The sequence below is a fragment of the Paenibacillus sp. USHLN196 genome (genome assembly GCF_037144955.1).
GTDB classification, from domain to species: domain Bacteria; phylum Bacillota; class Bacilli; order Paenibacillales; family Paenibacillaceae; genus Paenibacillus; species Paenibacillus xylanexedens_C.
In genome coordinates, this window is sequence record NZ_JBBCYH010000011.1 from 165,081 (window position 1) to 182,799 (window position 17,719).

A 17,719-nucleotide genomic window follows, 5' to 3' on the forward strand; every position below is an offset into this window, starting at 1 on the left:
TTGAAGCAAATGTGCAACGATTCGCATGTCTTTCGCCCAACAAGGGAACGAATAGAATATTCCAACTTCATTATATATGTCGTTTTTATCTGAATCATACATGTTTAACGTTTGGAAACAGCATTTCAAGTAAAGAAGGCTTCACGGGGTGTGGAGTTATTTTCATTTTAGCAGAGGTGGATGATACTCAAGTGAGACTGAATGTTCAATGGATGCGATTATCGCCACCCCGCATTCTTGTGTTAGGGTTTGCCGGCATTATATTCGTAGGCACACTGCTGTTAATGCTTCCGGCATCCAGTCGAAACGGTGACAGTCTTGCATTTATTGATGCGCTTTTTACCGCAACTTCTGCGGTCTGTGTCACGGGTTTGGTAGTGGTGGATACAGGGACTCACTTTTCGATGCTGGGTCAGGTTGTGATCGCCATTCTGATTCAGATTGGCGGACTGGGCTTCATGACGATGTCCACATTGGTTGCGATTGCGTTCAAACGGCGGATCTCGCTTAGGGAACGGTTGATTCTACAGGAAGCAATGAACCAGAGTACGATGGAGGGCATTGTCCGGCTGATCCGCAAAGTTGTGATCTACTCACTCATTCTCGAAGGCATATGTGGCACACTGTTTGCCATTCGGTGGTCGTTCGACATGCCAATCGGACAGGCGATCTATTATGGATACTGGCATGCGATCTCCATGTTCAACAATGCGGGCTTTGATATGTTTGGGGAATTCCGCAGTCTGACCGGATATGTGTATGACCCGCTGGTGAATTTTACAGCCATGTTCCTGATTGTCTCTGGGGGAATCGGGTTTGTAGTGCTGTCCGATCTGGTGGATTACCGCAAAACGCGGAAGCTTTCCCTGCACTCCAAAGTGGTGTTGCTGACAACAGGACTACTAATTATATTTGGTGCACTTGTTATTTTCGTATTCGAATTCAGCAATCCGCGTACGCTCGGCGGTCTGAACTGGGGTGGCAAAATTCTCGGTTCATTCTTCCAATCCATTACGCCGCGAACAGCAGGAGCCAATACGGTAGATATTGCCGGGCTGAGACAGGCAACACAGTTCTTTATGATCATTTTGATGTTCATTGGTGCTTCCCCGGGTTCTACCGGGGGCGGGATCAAAACAACGACATTTATGATTATGGCTGGAGCGGTCATCGCCATGATGCGTGGACGTGAAGATATCGTGTTTTTCCGCTATCGGCTCGTACAGGAACGGATTTTCAAGGCGCTTACCATTACATTGCTGGCGCTTTTGTTCATCATAGCTGTAACGATGGCACTGAGTACCACAGAAGAAGCCAGTTTTATGATGATCTTATTTGAAACGACATCGGCCTTTGGTACTGTCGGATTATCGCTCGGACTGACGCTGAAGCTGACTACATTGGGTAAGCTCCTGATCTGTTTTACGATGTTTGCAGGAAGGCTTGGGCCGATCACATTAGCGTATGCACTTGGGCAGAAAAAGGGTAAAGAGTTATACAGGTATCCGGAAGGCAAAATGATTATTGGATAAGGGGTTCGTGAAGAACAATGAAAACACAGCAGTTTGCGGTGATTGGGCTTGGACGGTTTGGCTCAAGTCTGGCACAGGAATTAATGGAACTTGGCTACGAGGTGCTCGGGATCGATAAAAATGAAGAAGTCGTCGAAGACATGAGTGAACTGGTCACCCATGCCGTTGTAGCCGATGCCACAGATGAAGAAGTGCTGCGTTCACTGGGTATTCGAAATTTCGATTGTGGTATCGTAGCCATCGGGGATGATATCCAGACGAGCATTCTCACCGCGATCCTGTTAAAAGAGCTGGGCGTCAAGACGGTCGTGGCCAAGGCCATATCCGTGCTTCACGGTCGAGCGCTGGATAAGCTGGGCATCGATCGTGTCGTCTATCCCGAGCGGGATATGGGCATTCGGGTTGCCCATCAGCTGGTTACCCCGAATTTGCTGGACTACATTGAACTTTCCAATGATTACAGTATTGTCGAGATGAAGGTTCCTGCCTGTCTGCACAACAAAACTCTTTCGACCCTGAATGCACGTGTACGTTTTGGTTGCAGCATTGTAGCGTTACAGAAGGAAGCCGGGGTCATTATTGCTCCTACTGCACTGGATTCGCTTCAAATGGGGGATATCATGGTCATTATCGGTAATAATGCAGACATTGACCGGTTTGAGGAAGAGGTTATCAGCCAGGAAAGCTGATAAGTTACAAGGAAGTTAGGCGACGTAGTCTAGCGGATTAAGGTATAGACTAAGGCGACGTGGTTCTCCGTGAGGGCAACGGCGCCTTTGCTGTAAAGAGTGCAGCTGTCTCCTTGACCCATTGTCTGGAGGTCTCGCTGAGATCTTCTTTGTCCCCATAGATCATGCAGGTTGTTCTTCGGGTCTCCTGTAGTTGTGGCAAATAGACGGAGACCAGATCATTGTCCGCGAGCAATTGTGGACGGAGATACGACTTGGGCAATAGAGCAGCGGCTTTGGCAGAAGGCAAGAGTCGGATAATCGCTTCAAACGAATCAATCTCCATACGAATGTCAGGCATCACGGCACAGCGCTGAAAGAGGTCGTCCGTTAATTTACGGTACCAGGTGCCTTTGGAGAACGTGATCATCGGCAGATCCTGCAAATGCTCCATCCCGGCTTCCTTGCCGGATAAGGGGTGCGTGAGCGGTACAACGAGCTCCAGATGATCGTCAAATAGCGGTACGCAGTTCAGACCCACTTCGCTGATGGAGGAGGCGACAATGCCCACATCGGCTTTTTTATCACGCACAAAAGAGACAATCTCATGCGTTTTCCCCGTCAATAATTTCAGTTCGGCATTCGGATGTTTCTCCATAAAGGCATTAACCAGAGGTGGTAATGTGGTTTGAAGTGTCGTCAGGCTGGCGCCAAGTGTAATGGTGCTCTGTTCTTCGTCTTTATACTGGGCCAACAAGGTCAGGAATTTCTGTTGCTGCTGTTTTTGTTCCACTGCGAACGTATAGGCGAACTGACCCACACTGGTTAACTCGAGCCGTTTACCCCGGCGATGGAACAAGGCAACCCCGAGTTCATCCTCCAACTTGGCAATTTTGCGTGAGAGTGCGGGTTGGGACAAGTTCAGTAACTTGGATGCGCGGTTCAGGCTGGACTGCTCTACAACCGCCGCAAATGCGTTTAACTCCTCGAACATGAACAACAACCTCTTTTCTGCGAGTGTGATTCTTGCCCTTGATTAATCGTTTTCCATGTTGTATAGCCTGTAAACCCAATGTTTCACTGCTTATACCTATAGGTTATAACATTTAATAATTATATTGCAATTCCCTTATAAGAAAAAAAGGAGTAACATGAATCGTGACACAAGTTGTTCACACCTGGCGAAAACGGAACAATTTGTCGAACCTTTTCATGGAAAAGGATTCGTGTCATGATAAGTGAAATCATTTATGAAAACGTTGTATTTAGCGAAAGGGGATCGACATTTTATGAAAGGGTTTTACTCCAGAAAGCTGCACTCCTTGCTTGGCGTCATTCCGCTCAGTCTGTTCTTTGCCGAGCATTTGGTGACGAACTTCACGGCAGTTGAAGGCGGCAAAGAAGCTTTTTACGGTGCCGTTGCATTTCTGAACGGTTTGCCTCTTGTTATTGTGATCGAGGCGTTACTTATCTGGCTGCCGTTGTTCTATCACGGTGTTTACGGTCTTTACATTGCCTATCAGGCCAAGCCTAACGTGGGCCGTTTCGGCAATGAGCGTAACTGGCGCTACACGCTACAGAGGGTAAGCGGTGTCATTACATTTGTATTCGTCATCTGGCACGTATGGGAGACGCGTGTACAGATTGCGCTGGGTAATGTATCACATGAAGAGATTGGCGGCGTCATACATGATGCGGTGACGAATCCGATAACCTTTGCAATATATATGATCAGTGTGGTTGCGGCGTCATATCATTTTGCCAATGGTCTGTGGTCATTCCTCGTTAGCTGGGGAATTACAGTTGGTCCGCGTGCGCAGCGTGTATCCTCTTACGTATGTATGAGCTTGTTCGCTATCGTTTCCATCATGTTTATTGCTTCACTATTTGCTTTCCGGAGCATTGATTTCCAGACAGCTACTTCGATGATTGACGCAGTTAAAACAGTTCTAATTTAAGCATTTAGCGTATAAATGCTGACTTATAAGGGAGTGAACAGCAATGGCATCAACGAATGTAATTATTGTGGGCGGCGGTCTCGCAGGCTTGATGGCGGCGATCAAATCGGCTGAAGCCGGAGTCCATGTTCATTTATTTTCACTGGTTCCTGTTAAACGATCCCACTCTGTATGCGCACAAGGCGGCATTAACGGAGCGGTAAACACCAAGGGTGAGGGTGACTCCCCATGGGTACACTTTGATGATACGGTATACGGCGGTGACTTCCTCGCGAACCAACCTCCGGTTAAAGCGATGTGCGAAGCAGCACCTGGCATCATTCACCTGATGGACCGGATGGGCGTCATGTTCAACCGGACACCGGAAGGATTGCTTGATTTCCGTCGTTTCGGGGGAACGAAGCATCACCGTACGGCGTTTGCCGGAGCGACAACAGGGCAACAATTGCTCTATGCATTAGACGAGCAGGTACGTCGCTGGGAAGCAGCAGGTCTGGTTACGAAATATGAGAACTGGGAATTCCTGCAGGCAGTTTTGGATGATGAAGGCGTATGTCGCGGGATCGTAGCTCAGGATCTGAAAACGATGAAAGTACAGACCTTCCCGGCAGAAGCGGTTATTCTGGCGAGTGGTGGTCCGGGTATCATCTTCGGTAAAACAACCAACTCGGTCATCAACACAGGTACAGCGGCAAGTGCCGTGTATCAGCAAGGTGTAAATTACGCCAACGGGGAGTTCATCCAGATTCACCCGACAGCGATTCCAGGGGATGACAAGCTGCGTCTCATGTCGGAATCCGCGCGTGGTGAAGGTGGACGGATCTGGACTTACAAAGACGGCAAGCCTTGGTACTTCCTTGAAGAAAAATATCCATCCTACGGTAACCTGGTTCCGCGTGATATCGCGACTCGTGAAATCTTCAGCGTCTGCGTAGACATGGGTCTGGGTGTGAATGGTGAGAACATGGTTTATCTTGACCTGTCCCACAAAGATCCGAAGGAACTGGATGTTAAACTCGGCGGAATCATTGAGATCTATGAGAAGTTCATGGGTGATGACCCGCGTAAAATCCCGATGAAAATCTTCCCGGCAGTCCATTATTCCATGGGTGGCATGTGGGTAGATTACAATCAAATGACTAACATTCCGGGGCTGTTTGCAGCTGGTGAATGTGAATATCAATACCATGGTGCGAACCGTCTGGGTGCAAACTCACTGGTATCCGCGATCTATGGTGGTATGGTGGCTGGACCGAAAGCGGCTGAATATATCAAAGGACTCAAAAAATCGTCCGCCGATATCCCATCTTCCGTATTCGAGAAACACACCAAACAACAAAGCGACAAATACGAAGGCATCTTGAAAATGCAGGGCACGGAAAATGCCTATGTCATTCATAAAGAGCTTGGCGAGTGGATGACAGCCAACATGACGGTTGTGCGTTACAACGACAAGCTTGAAGCTACGATTGGCAAGATCAAGGAATTGAAAGAGCGTTATGGCAAAATCAACATGTATGACAGCTCTGGTTGGAACAACCCGAGCGCAGCGTTCACTCGCCAACTATGGAACATGATTGAATTGGCAGAAGCGATGACGCTGGGCGCACTGTTGCGTAATGAAAGCCGCGGCGCGCATTACAAACCGGAATTCACGGAACGTAATGACGAAGAGTTCCTGAAAACGACCATCGCAAGCTGGTCGAAAGAAGGCCCGAAAATCTCGTACGAGCCAGTAGACGTATCCTTGATCCCACCGCGTATCCGGGACTACTCCAAGGATTAAGTAAATCTCACAATATTGATGGAATGAATAGTTAAACACCTGAACGAGAAGGCAGGAGAACTTTGGAGAAGCAGAGCTTCTTCAAAGTTACTGCCATCAACGTGATGGAAATGTCCAAAAGAAGCAAAGCGCCTAGCAATGCTTCAGAACTGTAATACTGCCACCAGAATGAATTGGAGTGCAGTTTCCAGCAAAGTGACTCTGCCTGCACGACGTAGCGGAGGAAGCGGAAATGACCTGAAGAAGCGAAGCGTCCGCCTTTGCTCCCCCATTTTATTCAATAGAAATCCATTCCGTAAAATGGGGGAGCAACAGCGGTCAGAGAGGCATTCCGCTGACGAAGCGTCTCCCGTGCACCAAAACATTTTGCGCATCAGCAATACAATCATCGTCACCAGAGGAGGGGACAACGATATGGCGGAACAAGCTACAGCCAACAAAACCGTCAAGTTTATCATCACCCGTCAGGATAGCCCGGAGTCATCTTCGTATAACGAAGAATTTGAGCTTCCGTACCGTCCCAACATGAATGTAATCAGCGCCCTGATGGAGATTCAGCGGAACCCCGTCAATACAGATGGCAAATCCATTGCTCCCGTGTGCTGGGATTCCAACTGTCTCGAAGAAGTCTGCGGTGCCTGCTCTATGGTCATCAACGGCAAGCCACGTCAAGCATGTGCAGCCCTGATCGACAAGCTCGAACAGCCCGTTCGCATTGAACCGATGAAGACATTCCCGGTGGTACGTGACCTGGTCATCGACCGTACCCGTATGTTCAGCGCTCTAAAACGCGTAAAAGCATGGATTCCGATCGATGGTACCTATGACCTCGGTCCAGGTCCACGGATGCCTGAGAAGAAGCGTCAGTGGGCATATGAGCTGTCCAAGTGCATGACATGTGGTGTATGTCTGGAGGCATGCCCGAATGTCAATGAGAAAACAGACTTTATCGGTCCAGCAGCACTGTCCCAAGTGCGTCTGTTCAACGCTCACCCAACAGGGGAGATGAACGCCGACGATCGTCTGGAAGCGTTGATGGAAGATGGAGGCATTGAGGGCTGTGGTAACTCGCAGAACTGTGTGCAATCCTGTCCAAAAGGTATTCCACTGACAACCTCCATTGCCGAAATGAACAAACAAACGACCAAGCATATGTTCAAACGCTGGTTGGGTGTATAATCTCGTCATAGCATGTGCAGAAGTGTAATCTGCAACTTAGAAGAAGTCGTGATCCCGTGCAGCAACATGCCGGAGATCCCGGCTTCTTTTTGTGAGGAAGCAGAGGAACCGGGCTATCCATGCAGAATATGGTATACTAAGGGGATGGATATAGAGCGTAGAAGGAGGGGGAGATATGGCAGAGACACCGCGTCAGGGCAGCAACAACTCGCCGTCCCAGCACTCGCACAAAGCACCAGGTGCAACAGAGTCTGTGTTTCCTGGAGAAGAAAAGGATCATGATCCCTCTCGTCGAAGTTTCTTATTGCGCATGGTTTTGATGACAGCGGGTGCCAGTTTGCTTACAGGAGGTTATGCCTGGCTATGGGAACCGCGTCGTCTGGAGATCAAGCAAGTGGAGCTGAAACTTCCGAAGTTTCCAAAGGCATTTGACGGCTTGCGTGTAGTTCAGTTCAGTGATGCCCATCTTGGTTTTCATACCGGAGTGAAAGAGATGAAGAAGCTGGCAGCAACGATGGAGGAGCAGCAACCGGACTTGATTTGTTTTACTGGAGACATAGTCGAGAGGGAATCAGAACCGATGCGTGAATGTATTCCGGTATTGGCCTCCATGCAAGCCAAATATGGAAAATTTGCTGTTTTGGGGAATCATGATTATCGGGGCGGACAGCAGAATGAAGTGGCAACCATGTTCCATGAAGCAGGATTCACCTTGTTACGGAACGAACATGTGGTGATTGAACAAGGGGGCGAACGTCTGGCCATCGTTGGTCTGGATGACGCACTGACAGGCAGGCCTGATCCTGCCCAAGCCATCAAGGAACTGGATCATGAGGTGTGGAAATTACTGCTCATGCATGAACCGGATTATGCCGACATTGCCACTCCCTATGGTTTCGGATTGCAGCTTTCCGGTCATAGCCATGGCGGACAGGTACGTTTCCCATGGATCGGGGCAGTGACGACACCGCGAGGTTCGCATAAGTATGTTCAGGGGCTGTATTACACGGATGTCCAGGGGGTATATTACTCTACCCAGACACAGATGCCGGTGTATGTGAATCGTGGTTTTGGCATGACCCAACTGCCCATTCGTTTTCTGTGCAGACCAGAGTTAACGGTGTTTGAGCTTAAAGGAATAACCACATAAAAGGAATAGAAGATGAGCGCGAAACATAAAGGATTCAACATGAATGGAGGTTATCCAGATGGAACGAATTGCGATTGTATCCGACATTCATGGCAACATGACTGCCTGGGAAGCCGTGCTAAAAGATATCCGAAGTCGTGGCGTGGAGCGAATCTTTTGTCTTGGTGACCTCGTGGGCAAGGGACCAGAACCGGTGCAGGTTGTCGATCAGGTGAGAGCGACGTGCGAGCTTGTCATCCGCGGCAATTGGGATGAACTGGTCGCGGTTAACCAAGACAATGAGAACTTCACCTGGCAAGCAGAACGGTTGGGTGAGGAACGATTGGCGTACTTGGCGAGTCTACCCTTTAGTCATCAGTTTCAACTGAGTGGTCGCATCATCCGCCTGGTCCATGCTTCGCCTCAAAGTGTATATCATCGTGTACAGCCTTGGGACGCCATGGAAAAGAGGTTAACGATGTTTGACCCGCCCGCTGATGAGCCTGACCAAGGTATTGCAGATGTCGTAGGTTATGGGGATGTGCATAACGCTTACTTGCAGTACATGAATGGCAAGTTGCTGTTTAATGCAGGTAGTGTTGGTAATCCGCTTGATCTTCCGCAGGCTTCCTACTGTATTTTGGAAGGTGAAGACAGCAATGATAATAATACCCCGTTCAATGTTCAATTTGTGCGGGTGCCTTATGATATTGAGCGAGAAGTACAGGTTGCACAGTCGGCGAATGTTCCTGCATTGGATTTCTATATTCGTGAGATTCGTACCGGTATCTATCGCGGGCTGCAGGAGTAGCGGCATCTGGGCTCTTTGGCGTTAGGAATTGAATGATGCAATATATTAATACTAAAATGCGAATACTAAAGTTCGTGGATCAGTTCAAATGGTATTAAGCCGGATCATCTTCAGAGCATGCTTGTCTTACCGGACTAGAGCCCGTTTAGGCAAAAGGAGCGATTGTCATGCTTACCCGAAAAATGCTGGTTCAAGGCCTGCCGGCTTTGTGGACAGAGCGTCTTGTCCTGCGATCATTACGTCAAAGTGATTACAGCACATTATCGGAACTCTTTTCCGATCCTCAAGTCATTCGATATGTGAATAGGGGAAGCCAGCCCACACCGATCAGGGCTAGAAGGTTATTGAACCAGATACGGAGCAGCAGCGCCAAGCTGGATTCGTTACATTATGGGATCTGCTGGAGAGGTAAAGAACAGGTCATCGGGATCACTTCATTCCAGCACTGGAATGATCAGAATGGTACCGCACAGATTGGTTATATCCTGAACAGATCCTGTTGGGGTATGGGGGTGGCTACCGAGGCGGTAGAGCGTCTGCTGCAGTTTGGATTTGCCGAGCTTCACCTTTGGAGGGTGGAGGCACGTTGTTATGAGGCCAATGTATCTTCAGAACGAGTTTTAAGCAAAATAGGGATGTCCTACGAGCGGAGTCTACCCTCATTCGGACTGGATGATGAGGCATCAGAATCCTTAATGGATGTCAAAGTGTACAGTATGTACCGGGAACAATACGTCAGTCCGCTTCAGAAAAAAGACCTGCAAACTCTGGTATCTGACAAGCCGCAATAACATAGAGTAAGAGTAGTAAAACGTGAATGAATCGAACTTCAATCATTTGTTACACAAATGAAATATAGCTGCAATTGAACTCTAACAGACAGGGGGTAAACTTATCTCATGACCCCCTTTTTGATAATAGATAATGCTGTTGGGACCCGCGCGAGCGGGTTCATTTTTTTTGCTCATATAAGTTAACTGTGGAGTATTTACACTGGCCACTCCGATAACAGAATAACCTTCCGATCGCTGTTATCCCCAGATTTTTTGATTCCCTTTTGAAAAGGGAAAATCCGTTGATAAACGCGAACACTTCGTTTCTTCTGGTTATTCCTGTCCTCTCCGTTATCGTGTAAATATGTAGTTTAACTTATATAATATTTTTAATTTAGAATTAAACCTAAAACCCCCACAGCGCGCTTGTCCACGCTGTGGGGGTTTCTCTGTGCTTCTATATTTTTTACAGTGGTACAACCTGCATCTGTTTCTGCTTGAAATACACCCAGTCGGTGAATCCGATCTCCTTGAGACGTGTACGAACGTCATCCAGCTCGTCTGCAACCCGCTGCGGTTTATGAGCGTCCGATCCGAAAGTCACCTTTACTCCGTAATGATGGGCCCGTTCCAGAATGGCATCTGAGGGATACCAGCCACCACTGATTTTGGTTTTGCCTGAAGTGTTAATTTCGATGGCTACGTTGGATTCTGCAATAACCTGCAACGTTTCATCAATGGCCTGATCAGCGATAATTTCCGAGAACGGTGGATAGTTTCCTTTCATCGCATCAATATGCCCTAGGATCTGAAACATACCGCTGCGAGCCGATTGCCGGATCAATGAATAATAACTCTCTTTCACTTCAACTTTGCGAGCATCGCTCAGTCCTTTCCACCGGGTTTTGTTGAAGATGCTCACATCCTCGGTATGATGAACTGAACCAATAATATAGTCAAAAGGATACTGTCCCAGCGTGGTACGGTACAACTCCGCATGAGGAGGGAAGTAGTCGGATTCAATGCCGAGCAGCACATCGATTTTACCGGCGTACTCTTCTTTTAGGGCAAGGACTTCTTCCACATAATGTTGCAATTCCGACTTACCCATTGCGATCCGGGGAAACGCCTGCTCAAGCTCACTGCCAAAGTATGGCGTATGATCCGAGATGCCGATAGCCTGAAGTCCTGCCTCAATACCTGCCTCTATATAGTCGCGGATGTTGCCGTCAGCGTGACCACAACGAAAATGATGTGTGTGAAGATCGAATTTCATATGGAATCCTTCCTTTCTCATGGCTCATTGTCATTCTGAACTGATGAATTGGGTTTCCGGCATGCCTTTGAGGTCACTTATGAATTGCTGCATTGCCGAGTTGAGGTATCTGCTGGACTTATAGATAACACCAACAGGGTGGCTGACCTCCAGCTCACTTAAAGGTATCATACGCAGAGTACCTTGTCGCAACTCATGCGCAACAGATTGTTTGGATATAACAGCTGCTCCGAGATCAATTTCGACCATCCGTTTAACTTCCTCGCTGCTTGATAACTCCATTACAATATTGGGTTCAATATTGTGTTTTTTGAAGATGGTTTCCGTAAACCGTCGTCCTACAGTATCTGGGGACAGCAGAATCAATGGTGTACTCCGGAGCACATCCACAGCAGCATGTTTTTTCTTCGCCAGCGGATGGGAAGGAGATACCACGAGTTCGAATGTGTCATAGTACAGTACAGATGTATTCAGGTTGGGATTACGCTCCGTGAGATAACCGATACCAATATCAACCAGACCATTTTCGACCTGGGTATAGATCTGTGACGAAGGAAGGGATTGGATACTGGTTTTGATGAGCGGGAATTGATCCTGGAAATAGGATAACACCCTAGGCAGTATCTGAATAGCAATGGAAGTCGTTGTCCCCAGCACAATATGTCCTTGAGGCGTTTCGTCAAGATCGGACAATTTCTGTTTTAATTCATCAACGATGTCGAGCATTCGTTCAGCGTGCTCCAGAAATACCTGTCCGCGGTCTGTCAGGGTAACGGGTTGATTGCGATCCACAAGAACGGTGCTGAATTCATCCTCCAGGCTTTTGATCTGTGCCGAGACGGCAGGTTGGGTCAAGTTCAGAAGTTCCCCCGCTTTACGGAAGCTCATCGTTTTGGAAATGGTAATTAGTGTCTCCAGTTGGCTTATGTTCATAGGTGACCTCCTTGCAGGCAAAGTATCTTCGGTATGTAGTGTTTGGTGCGATGAAATCCCGTAACTGGTTATTGTTCCGTTATCTTAAATTATAGGTGATTCAGGACAGCAGAGCAATGAAGGTGATTGTCGGCTATAAAAGTAGTTCAAGAGACTGTGAAAAAAACGCGAATGCAAGAATTTGATTTTTTTAACAGTTGTGAGAAAACAGTAATAAAGTCCTAAATGCCTTTTGCCACGCACAATGATCGAAAAGCTTTCCTCAAAAGAAGAGAAAAGCTCTGTTTATTCGCTAGAATCAGCTATAAACATTTGCCCCACGGATGACGATAAATTATAGTACACATGGTTTAACGAATTCTTAATGAATTCTTGTACGTGATAAAGTATAATAAATTTATTGAATATGGGACTTTTGGTGTGTGACCAATAACCCAGTGTGAGGGGGACATAGACAGTGAAAGCGGAAGTGATTAATCCTTTCCTGGAATCGGCACGGAACGTATTCGAACAGCTCATCCAGGTTTCGCCTTCCACCGGGAGTCTTGGCGTGAAGAATGTAGAGTACATTGCAGACCATGTCTGGATCGTGATCGGAATGACCGGACAACTTAGCGGAAACATTGTATTTGGAATCAACGAACAAGTTGCACTGAAAATTGTATCTGCGATGATGGGCGGATTCGTCATTACAGAAATGGATGAAATGAGCAAAAGTGCTATTTCGGAACTCGGTAATATGATCAGTGGTAATGCCAGCACCATCCTGTCGAACCAGGGGGTTGTGGTCGATATTACACCTCCACAAGTGATGAAGTCCGAACATCTGACTACATTTAGCGCAACGAAAGCACTGAGCATTCCTTTGCTGATGGACGGCATTGGTGAGATGGATATTCAGGTCATGATCTCGTAGAATAGAACCATACGCCTCAAGAGGCAATGTGTTCAATACGGGAGGACGTCGGGTATGCTGAAAGATCAGGTAGTGTTTATCACAGGTGCATCGAGTGGTATCGGTGCGCTTTGTGCACAGATGCTGATAGAAGAAGGAGCCATCCCGATTCTGGCTGCCCGTTCACGGGACAAGCTGGAAGAGATAGGTGCCTCGCTGAAAGGGCGACATGAATTGCTTACGCTGGATGTTACGGATAGTGAGCAGGTTCAGTCAGCTCTGGATGCGATATTGCATAAATACGGACGAATCGACATTTTGCTGAACAACGCAGGTTACGGGAAATTCGCAGCAATGACGGATATGTCTGTGCAGGAATTCGATGAGATGATGGACGTGAATTACATGGGCATTGTCCGCTGTACCAAAGCTGTACTGCCACAGATGCTGGAACGGGGCAGAGGACAGATCGTGAACGTGGCCTCCATGGCTGGCAAAATTGGTACGGCCAAATCCGCTTCCTATACGGCTACCAAACATGCCGTACTCGGATTCAGTAATGCCCTCCGTCAGGAGCTGCGCAAGACCGGAGTTACGGTGACAACGATTAATCCAGGTCCGATTGATACGCCATTTTTCCATCGGGCTGATCCCTCCGGCAATTATGTCAACAATGTACGCTGGATGATGCTGAAACCTGAAGATGTTGCTGGTCATATGATTCGGGCAATGAAGAAACGCAAGGAAGAAGTGAATCTGCCAAGACTTGCTTCTGCTGGCGTGTGGCTGTACCAGCTGTTTCCACGTCTTGCAGATCGATTGTCGCACGGTGTAATGAATCAGAAGTGAAAGTGCAATAATGGGCATCATATACGGAATGAAAGAAAGGCTCCGCCGAGGGGCTTTTCTTTTTTTTGGCGTGTATACATATGATTCTGGAATAAGATTTGGTACACGGGCTTTTTTCGCATATAATGAAAGGTAATGTGATGACAGGCTTCGGTTATATCCGTACAAGCAGGGCTATCAAAATGAATAAATTAAAAGGATGGACATACATGACGAATCAAACATTTGCTTCAATTGGCGTGGAACAGGATCTGGAGGCGCTTTTGGCTAAACATGGCATTAACGAACCTTCACCTGTACAGGCTCAGACGATACCGGTGATTCTGGAAGGCCGGGATGTCGTATCCAAATCCCAGACGGGAACAGGGAAAACGCTGGCGTATCTGCTGCCACTGTTACAATCCATCAAAATGGATATCAAAGGTACGCAGAAGCTCATTATTGCACCTACGCAAGAGCTGGCGATGCAAATTGTACGTGAAGCGCAGCGTTATGCGGAAGAACGTAAAATCGGCGTATTGGGTCTGATTGGAGGCGCAGCGGCTAAACGTCAGATCGAGAAGTTGCGTGAGCATCCGCAATTGGTTGTGGGTACACCGGGACGACTGAAAGAATTGATTACACTCAAAAAACTGAAAATGCATAACGTTTCCACCATTGTCATTGATGAAGCGGATCAGGTATTCCAGCTTGGCGGCGTAAGTGATGTGAACTTTGTACTCAAGAGCGCATTGCGGGACCGTCAGCTGATTTTCCTGTCGGCAACCATTGATGAGCACACGGCTGGACTTGCGAAGCGTGAGATGAAGGAGCCTGTGCAGATCGGGATTGAACCGGACCGCGCTACGGCTGCGGGCCTTGAGCATTTTTATTTTGTAGAAGAGAACCGCAACAAAATTGACATGCTGCGTCGTCTGGTTAGACAATATAACCCGGATCGGGCAATCGTATTTGTGAATGCAACCGAGGATATTGGTGAAGTGGAAGCGAAAATGAATCATCTGGGCTTGTCGGCTGCTGCACTGTACGGGGATGCTGACAAAGTGACCCGCAGCAACGTGTTGTCTGCCTTCCGTAATGGTAAACTTCAGTTGCTGATCGCCAGCGAAGTCGCTGCAAGAGGACTGGATATCGAAGGCTTGCCAATGGTTATTAACTATGACCCTGCCTTTGACTCGGAGCACTATGTTCACCGTGCAGGCCGTACAGGCCGGATGGGACGCTCGGGTATCGTTTTGTCCATTGTGGATGAAACACAGATCTTTATTATGCGTAAATTCGCACGCGAACTCGGTATTGAATTGCAAGAACGTGTACTCTTTGGCGGTAAAGTACTGGAGGCTGACCCGCGTCCGGACACGCGGCCTGAGGGACATTCGTTCTCCAGGAAACCAGGACAGTCCAGAGATCGCAAACCAGTTCAGGGCAATCGTAATGGGGGAACCAGAGCTACAATCTCCAATTCGAGTCCAGCAGGTAGCAAACCAACTGGCAATACAGGCCGTACGGAGCGCGACCAGGATCGTAAAAACAAAGGAGCACCCAAGTGGAGTAAAGACAAAACGCCACGCTCCGAAGAATAGAATCTGACGAAAGGGGTGCAGGGATAGATGGAAAACGTTCAATCGCCTGTTCTGCAAATCAGCGGGTTAAGCGGAGGCTATAGTGCCAAACGGCCGGTCCTTCACGGTATCGATCTGGAAGTCGGACGTGGTGAGATGGTCGGACTGATCGGATTAAACGGTGCTGGCAAAAGTACTACCATGAAACATATCCTCGGCTTGATGACCCCTCAACAGGGTGAAGTGCGAGTGATGGGCAAGAAGCGCGACGAGGATGCGCAGATTTACCAATCGGCGATGGCATTTGTACCGGAATCACCCGAACTGTATGACGAGATGACGGTGATGGAGCATCTGGAGTTTACGGCAAGAGCGTATAATGTGTCGGAGGCTGATTTCAAACAACGGACGGAGAAATTGCTGGCATTGTTCCGCATGAATGAGAAAAGTACAAGTCTGTCGACGCACCTGTCCAAGGGGATGAGACAGAAGGTCATGATCATGTGTGCTTTTGTGGCCGGACCGCCACTGTACATCATCGATGAGCCTTTTCTGGGGCTGGACCCATTGGGTATTCGCTCCTTGCTTGATTTTATGCTGGAGATGAAAGCTTCGGGATCATCGATCCTGCTGAGTTCACATATTCTGTCCACGATTGAAAACTACTGTGACCGTTTTATCGTTCTGCACCGTGGGCAGGTCATTGCTCAAGGAACGCTGAATGAATTACGCTCCCAATTCGGGGAATCGGATGCCACGCTGGAGCACATGTTCTATTCCCTCGTACAAGGCAGGGATTGAGCATGGATCTCAAGCTGCTATGGAAGCAAAGACGCACAGGATTCTGGAACGGAATTCTTCCTTATCTGGGTTATGTGATCCAGAGCGGTGTAGCTATGGTCTTTTTATTTCTCGTCATTGCGTTCTCCGCCTGGTATACATCGTTTGTCCAGAATATTCCGGCGGGATTCCCGATTCGCTGGATTGCATTGTTGCTGCTGGCACCACTGGTGCTGTTTAGCAGTTATCGTACATATCTGCTTTCGGCAGATATCGTGTTCCTGCGACCACAGGAATACCGGATGCAGGAATATTTGAAGAACAGCTTTGCTCGGGGTGTCATCTATAAGAGTCTGGGCTTGCTGCTTGTTTTTGTTACACTGTGGCCCCTTTATGTCAGAGCAGATCTGGATGCACGGCCATTTGGCTGGTTCATCGTATTCCTGCTGTTGTGGAAAGGGTTGTCCAGTTATGGAGCCTGGCAAGAGCTAAGAATGGTTCAGGTCGGGGCTTCAAGAGGGTATCGTCTCTTGCGATGGGCTCTGGCAGTGCTAGCTGTTGGCGCATGGTTGTGGCAGCCACCTCAGCGCAGCGTATGGTTCCTGCTGTTGCTGGCTGTCGTCTACATCGTCGCCCTGCGTATACCGGTGAAACATCGGGTAGCGTGGGAACGTCTGATTCAGGTGGAGCAGGGTCAGGCTGGCAGGGTCATGCAGACGTTAGGCTGGTTCGTGGATGTACCATCATCCGGACAGAAGGTAAGTTCGCGTCGCTGGCTTAGCAAGTTGGGGAGCGGTCTTCCCTGGAATGCGGGGAAAGCTTATCGTTATCTCATTACCAAAACGTTTATTCGAACCGAAGTGTTCTCGATCGTGTTACGCCTAGTTGTACTGGGCATGTTACTATCCTGGTGGACGGCAGGCAGCTACTTCGGTGTAGGGGTGTATCTGTTCTTCCTGTTGCTTGCAGGGGTACAGCTCGGTGCGCTGCGTCGCAGTCATAGTGAATCGTTCTGGATTATGATCTATCCGATCTCGGGAGAAAGCCGTCGCTCACAGGTGCTGGGATTCATATTCCATCTGCATGCACTGGCTGCCTTGCTCATGTGGCTGCCTATGCTGGCTGCAGGAGTGAGTGGACTAAGCATCACCGGAGTGGCACTTATTTTGGGTATACTGGTGATTGTAATTATGCGGCGTTCGCAGGGCAACAAGTGGTTGAAGGAAGAAGAGGACGAGTAAATCATCGTACCTTCGTACGTCTCGTCAGCCAATATGGTAGTTCGAGGTGGGCGCTAACTTCTAGTCAAACCAACAAAGAAGGGTATTCCGGGCTGTGTCCCGGAATACCCTTCTTACTGCTGCAATCAGATCACTTGGTTCTCGTGCATGTGTGTGTCTTGGGAACTAACAGAGGAACGATTTAGTGATAATTACGAGCAAGATGAACAGAACGAGAATGGCACCTGTGTTTGTAAATCCTCCGTAACCGCCGCATCCATAACCGCCTCTTGTATCTTCAACTCCAGACATGGTCATTCCCCTTTCAAGTGGTTGTTTGGCACGCCCTTGCGTACATCGTATATTAT

At 48.3% G+C, this 17,719-nt stretch carries 17 protein-coding genes; 13 read left to right on the top strand and 4 right to left on the bottom strand.

The features are described 5' to 3' along the window. The first annotated feature begins 212 nt into the window (after positions 1-212). The gene (locus WFI24_RS24295; RefSeq protein ID WP_442956261.1) at positions 213-1,532 is read left to right on the top strand and encodes a TrkH family potassium uptake protein; all 1,320 of its coding nucleotides are present in this window, start codon (positions 213-215) and stop codon (positions 1,530-1,532) included. A gap of 17 nt (positions 1,533-1,549) precedes the next feature. After that, positions 1,550-2,221 (top strand): potassium channel family protein, encoded by a 672-nt coding sequence (locus WFI24_RS24300; RefSeq protein WP_091020848.1) that lies wholly within the window; start codon positions 1,550-1,552, stop codon positions 2,219-2,221. A gap of 49 nt (positions 2,222-2,270) precedes the next feature. On the opposite strand, the gene WFI24_RS24305 is transcribed toward WFI24_RS24300, so the two are convergent. Next, entirely contained in the window at positions 2,271-3,194 is a 924-nt protein-coding gene (locus WFI24_RS24305) for a LysR family transcriptional regulator (protein WP_336764654.1), read from the bottom strand. Between the two features lie 295 nt (positions 3,195-3,489). Between WFI24_RS24305 and WFI24_RS24310 the strand changes: the two genes are divergently transcribed. The 6 genes from WFI24_RS24310 to WFI24_RS24335 all read left to right on the top strand — a co-directional run bounded on the left by WFI24_RS24310 (position 3,490) and on the right by WFI24_RS24335 (position 9,854). Beyond that, positions 3,490-4,158, top strand: coding sequence for a succinate dehydrogenase cytochrome b558 subunit (locus WFI24_RS24310; protein WP_336764655.1), 669 nt, complete (start codon positions 3,490-3,492; stop codon positions 4,156-4,158). A 43-nt stretch (positions 4,159-4,201) separates the two neighbouring features. After that, on the top strand, positions 4,202-5,944 hold the full coding sequence (gene sdhA / locus WFI24_RS24315) for a succinate dehydrogenase flavoprotein subunit (RefSeq protein WP_036673387.1): 1,743 nt from the start codon (positions 4,202-4,204) through the stop codon (positions 5,942-5,944). Between the two features lie 414 nt (positions 5,945-6,358). After that, positions 6,359-7,123 (top strand): succinate dehydrogenase iron-sulfur subunit, encoded by a 765-nt coding sequence (gene sdhB, locus WFI24_RS24320; protein WP_062837919.1) that lies wholly within the window; start codon positions 6,359-6,361, stop codon positions 7,121-7,123. A 175-nt stretch (positions 7,124-7,298) separates the two neighbouring features. After that, positions 7,299-8,273: a metallophosphoesterase gene (locus WFI24_RS24325; RefSeq protein WP_336764656.1), complete on the top strand. Its 975-nt coding sequence runs from the start codon at positions 7,299-7,301 to the stop codon at positions 8,271-8,273. A 58-nt stretch (positions 8,274-8,331) separates the two neighbouring features. Continuing rightward, entirely contained in the window at positions 8,332-9,063 is a 732-nt protein-coding gene (locus tag WFI24_RS24330) for a metallophosphoesterase family protein (protein WP_336764657.1), read from the top strand. A gap of 167 nt (positions 9,064-9,230) precedes the next feature. Then, positions 9,231-9,854 carry a GNAT family N-acetyltransferase gene (locus tag WFI24_RS24335; RefSeq protein WP_336764658.1) on the top strand — a complete coding sequence of 208 codons (624 nt, stop codon included), beginning with the start codon at positions 9,231-9,233 and terminating at the stop codon, positions 9,852-9,854. A 448-nt stretch (positions 9,855-10,302) separates the two neighbouring features. Here the strand turns inward: WFI24_RS24335 and WFI24_RS24340 are convergent, their stop codons facing one another. Both WFI24_RS24340 and WFI24_RS24345 read right to left on the bottom strand, forming a co-directional pair. Next, positions 10,303-11,112 carry a histidinol-phosphatase gene (locus WFI24_RS24340; RefSeq protein WP_336764659.1) on the bottom strand — a complete coding sequence of 270 codons (810 nt, stop codon included), beginning with the start codon at positions 11,110-11,112 and terminating at the stop codon, positions 10,303-10,305. Positions 11,113-11,142: 30 nt separating this feature from the next. Then, complete coding sequence (locus tag WFI24_RS24345) at positions 11,143-12,045, bottom strand: LysR family transcriptional regulator (protein WP_145325149.1); 903 nt, start codon at positions 12,043-12,045, stop codon at positions 11,143-11,145. A gap of 457 nt (positions 12,046-12,502) precedes the next feature. Between WFI24_RS24345 and WFI24_RS24350 the strand changes: the two genes are divergently transcribed. From WFI24_RS24350 to WFI24_RS24370, 5 genes are all read left to right on the top strand, one after another. Beyond that, positions 12,503-12,961 (top strand): chemotaxis protein CheX, encoded by a 459-nt coding sequence (locus WFI24_RS24350; RefSeq protein WP_036605799.1) that lies wholly within the window; start codon positions 12,503-12,505, stop codon positions 12,959-12,961. Between the two features lie 54 nt (positions 12,962-13,015). Then, entirely contained in the window at positions 13,016-13,789 is a 774-nt protein-coding gene (locus tag WFI24_RS24355) for an SDR family NAD(P)-dependent oxidoreductase (RefSeq protein ID WP_336764660.1), read from the top strand. Positions 13,790-13,998: 209 nt separating this feature from the next. Then, entirely contained in the window at positions 13,999-15,372 is a 1,374-nt protein-coding gene (locus tag WFI24_RS24360) for a DEAD/DEAH box helicase (protein ID WP_336764661.1), read from the top strand. Between the two features lie 27 nt (positions 15,373-15,399). Further along, positions 15,400-16,152, top strand: coding sequence for an ABC transporter ATP-binding protein (locus WFI24_RS24365; protein ID WP_062837910.1), 753 nt, complete (start codon positions 15,400-15,402; stop codon positions 16,150-16,152). Between the two features lie 2 nt (positions 16,153-16,154). Beyond that, positions 16,155-17,372 (top strand): ABC transporter permease, encoded by a 1,218-nt coding sequence (locus WFI24_RS24370; RefSeq protein WP_336764662.1) that lies wholly within the window; start codon positions 16,155-16,157, stop codon positions 17,370-17,372. Between the two features lie 165 nt (positions 17,373-17,537). Here WFI24_RS24370 and WFI24_RS24375 read toward each other — a convergent pair whose 3' ends face one another. After that, positions 17,538-17,663, bottom strand: coding sequence for a YjcZ family sporulation protein (locus WFI24_RS24375; protein WP_206759599.1), 126 nt, complete (start codon positions 17,661-17,663; stop codon positions 17,538-17,540). Positions 17,664-17,719 lie beyond the last annotated feature (56 nt).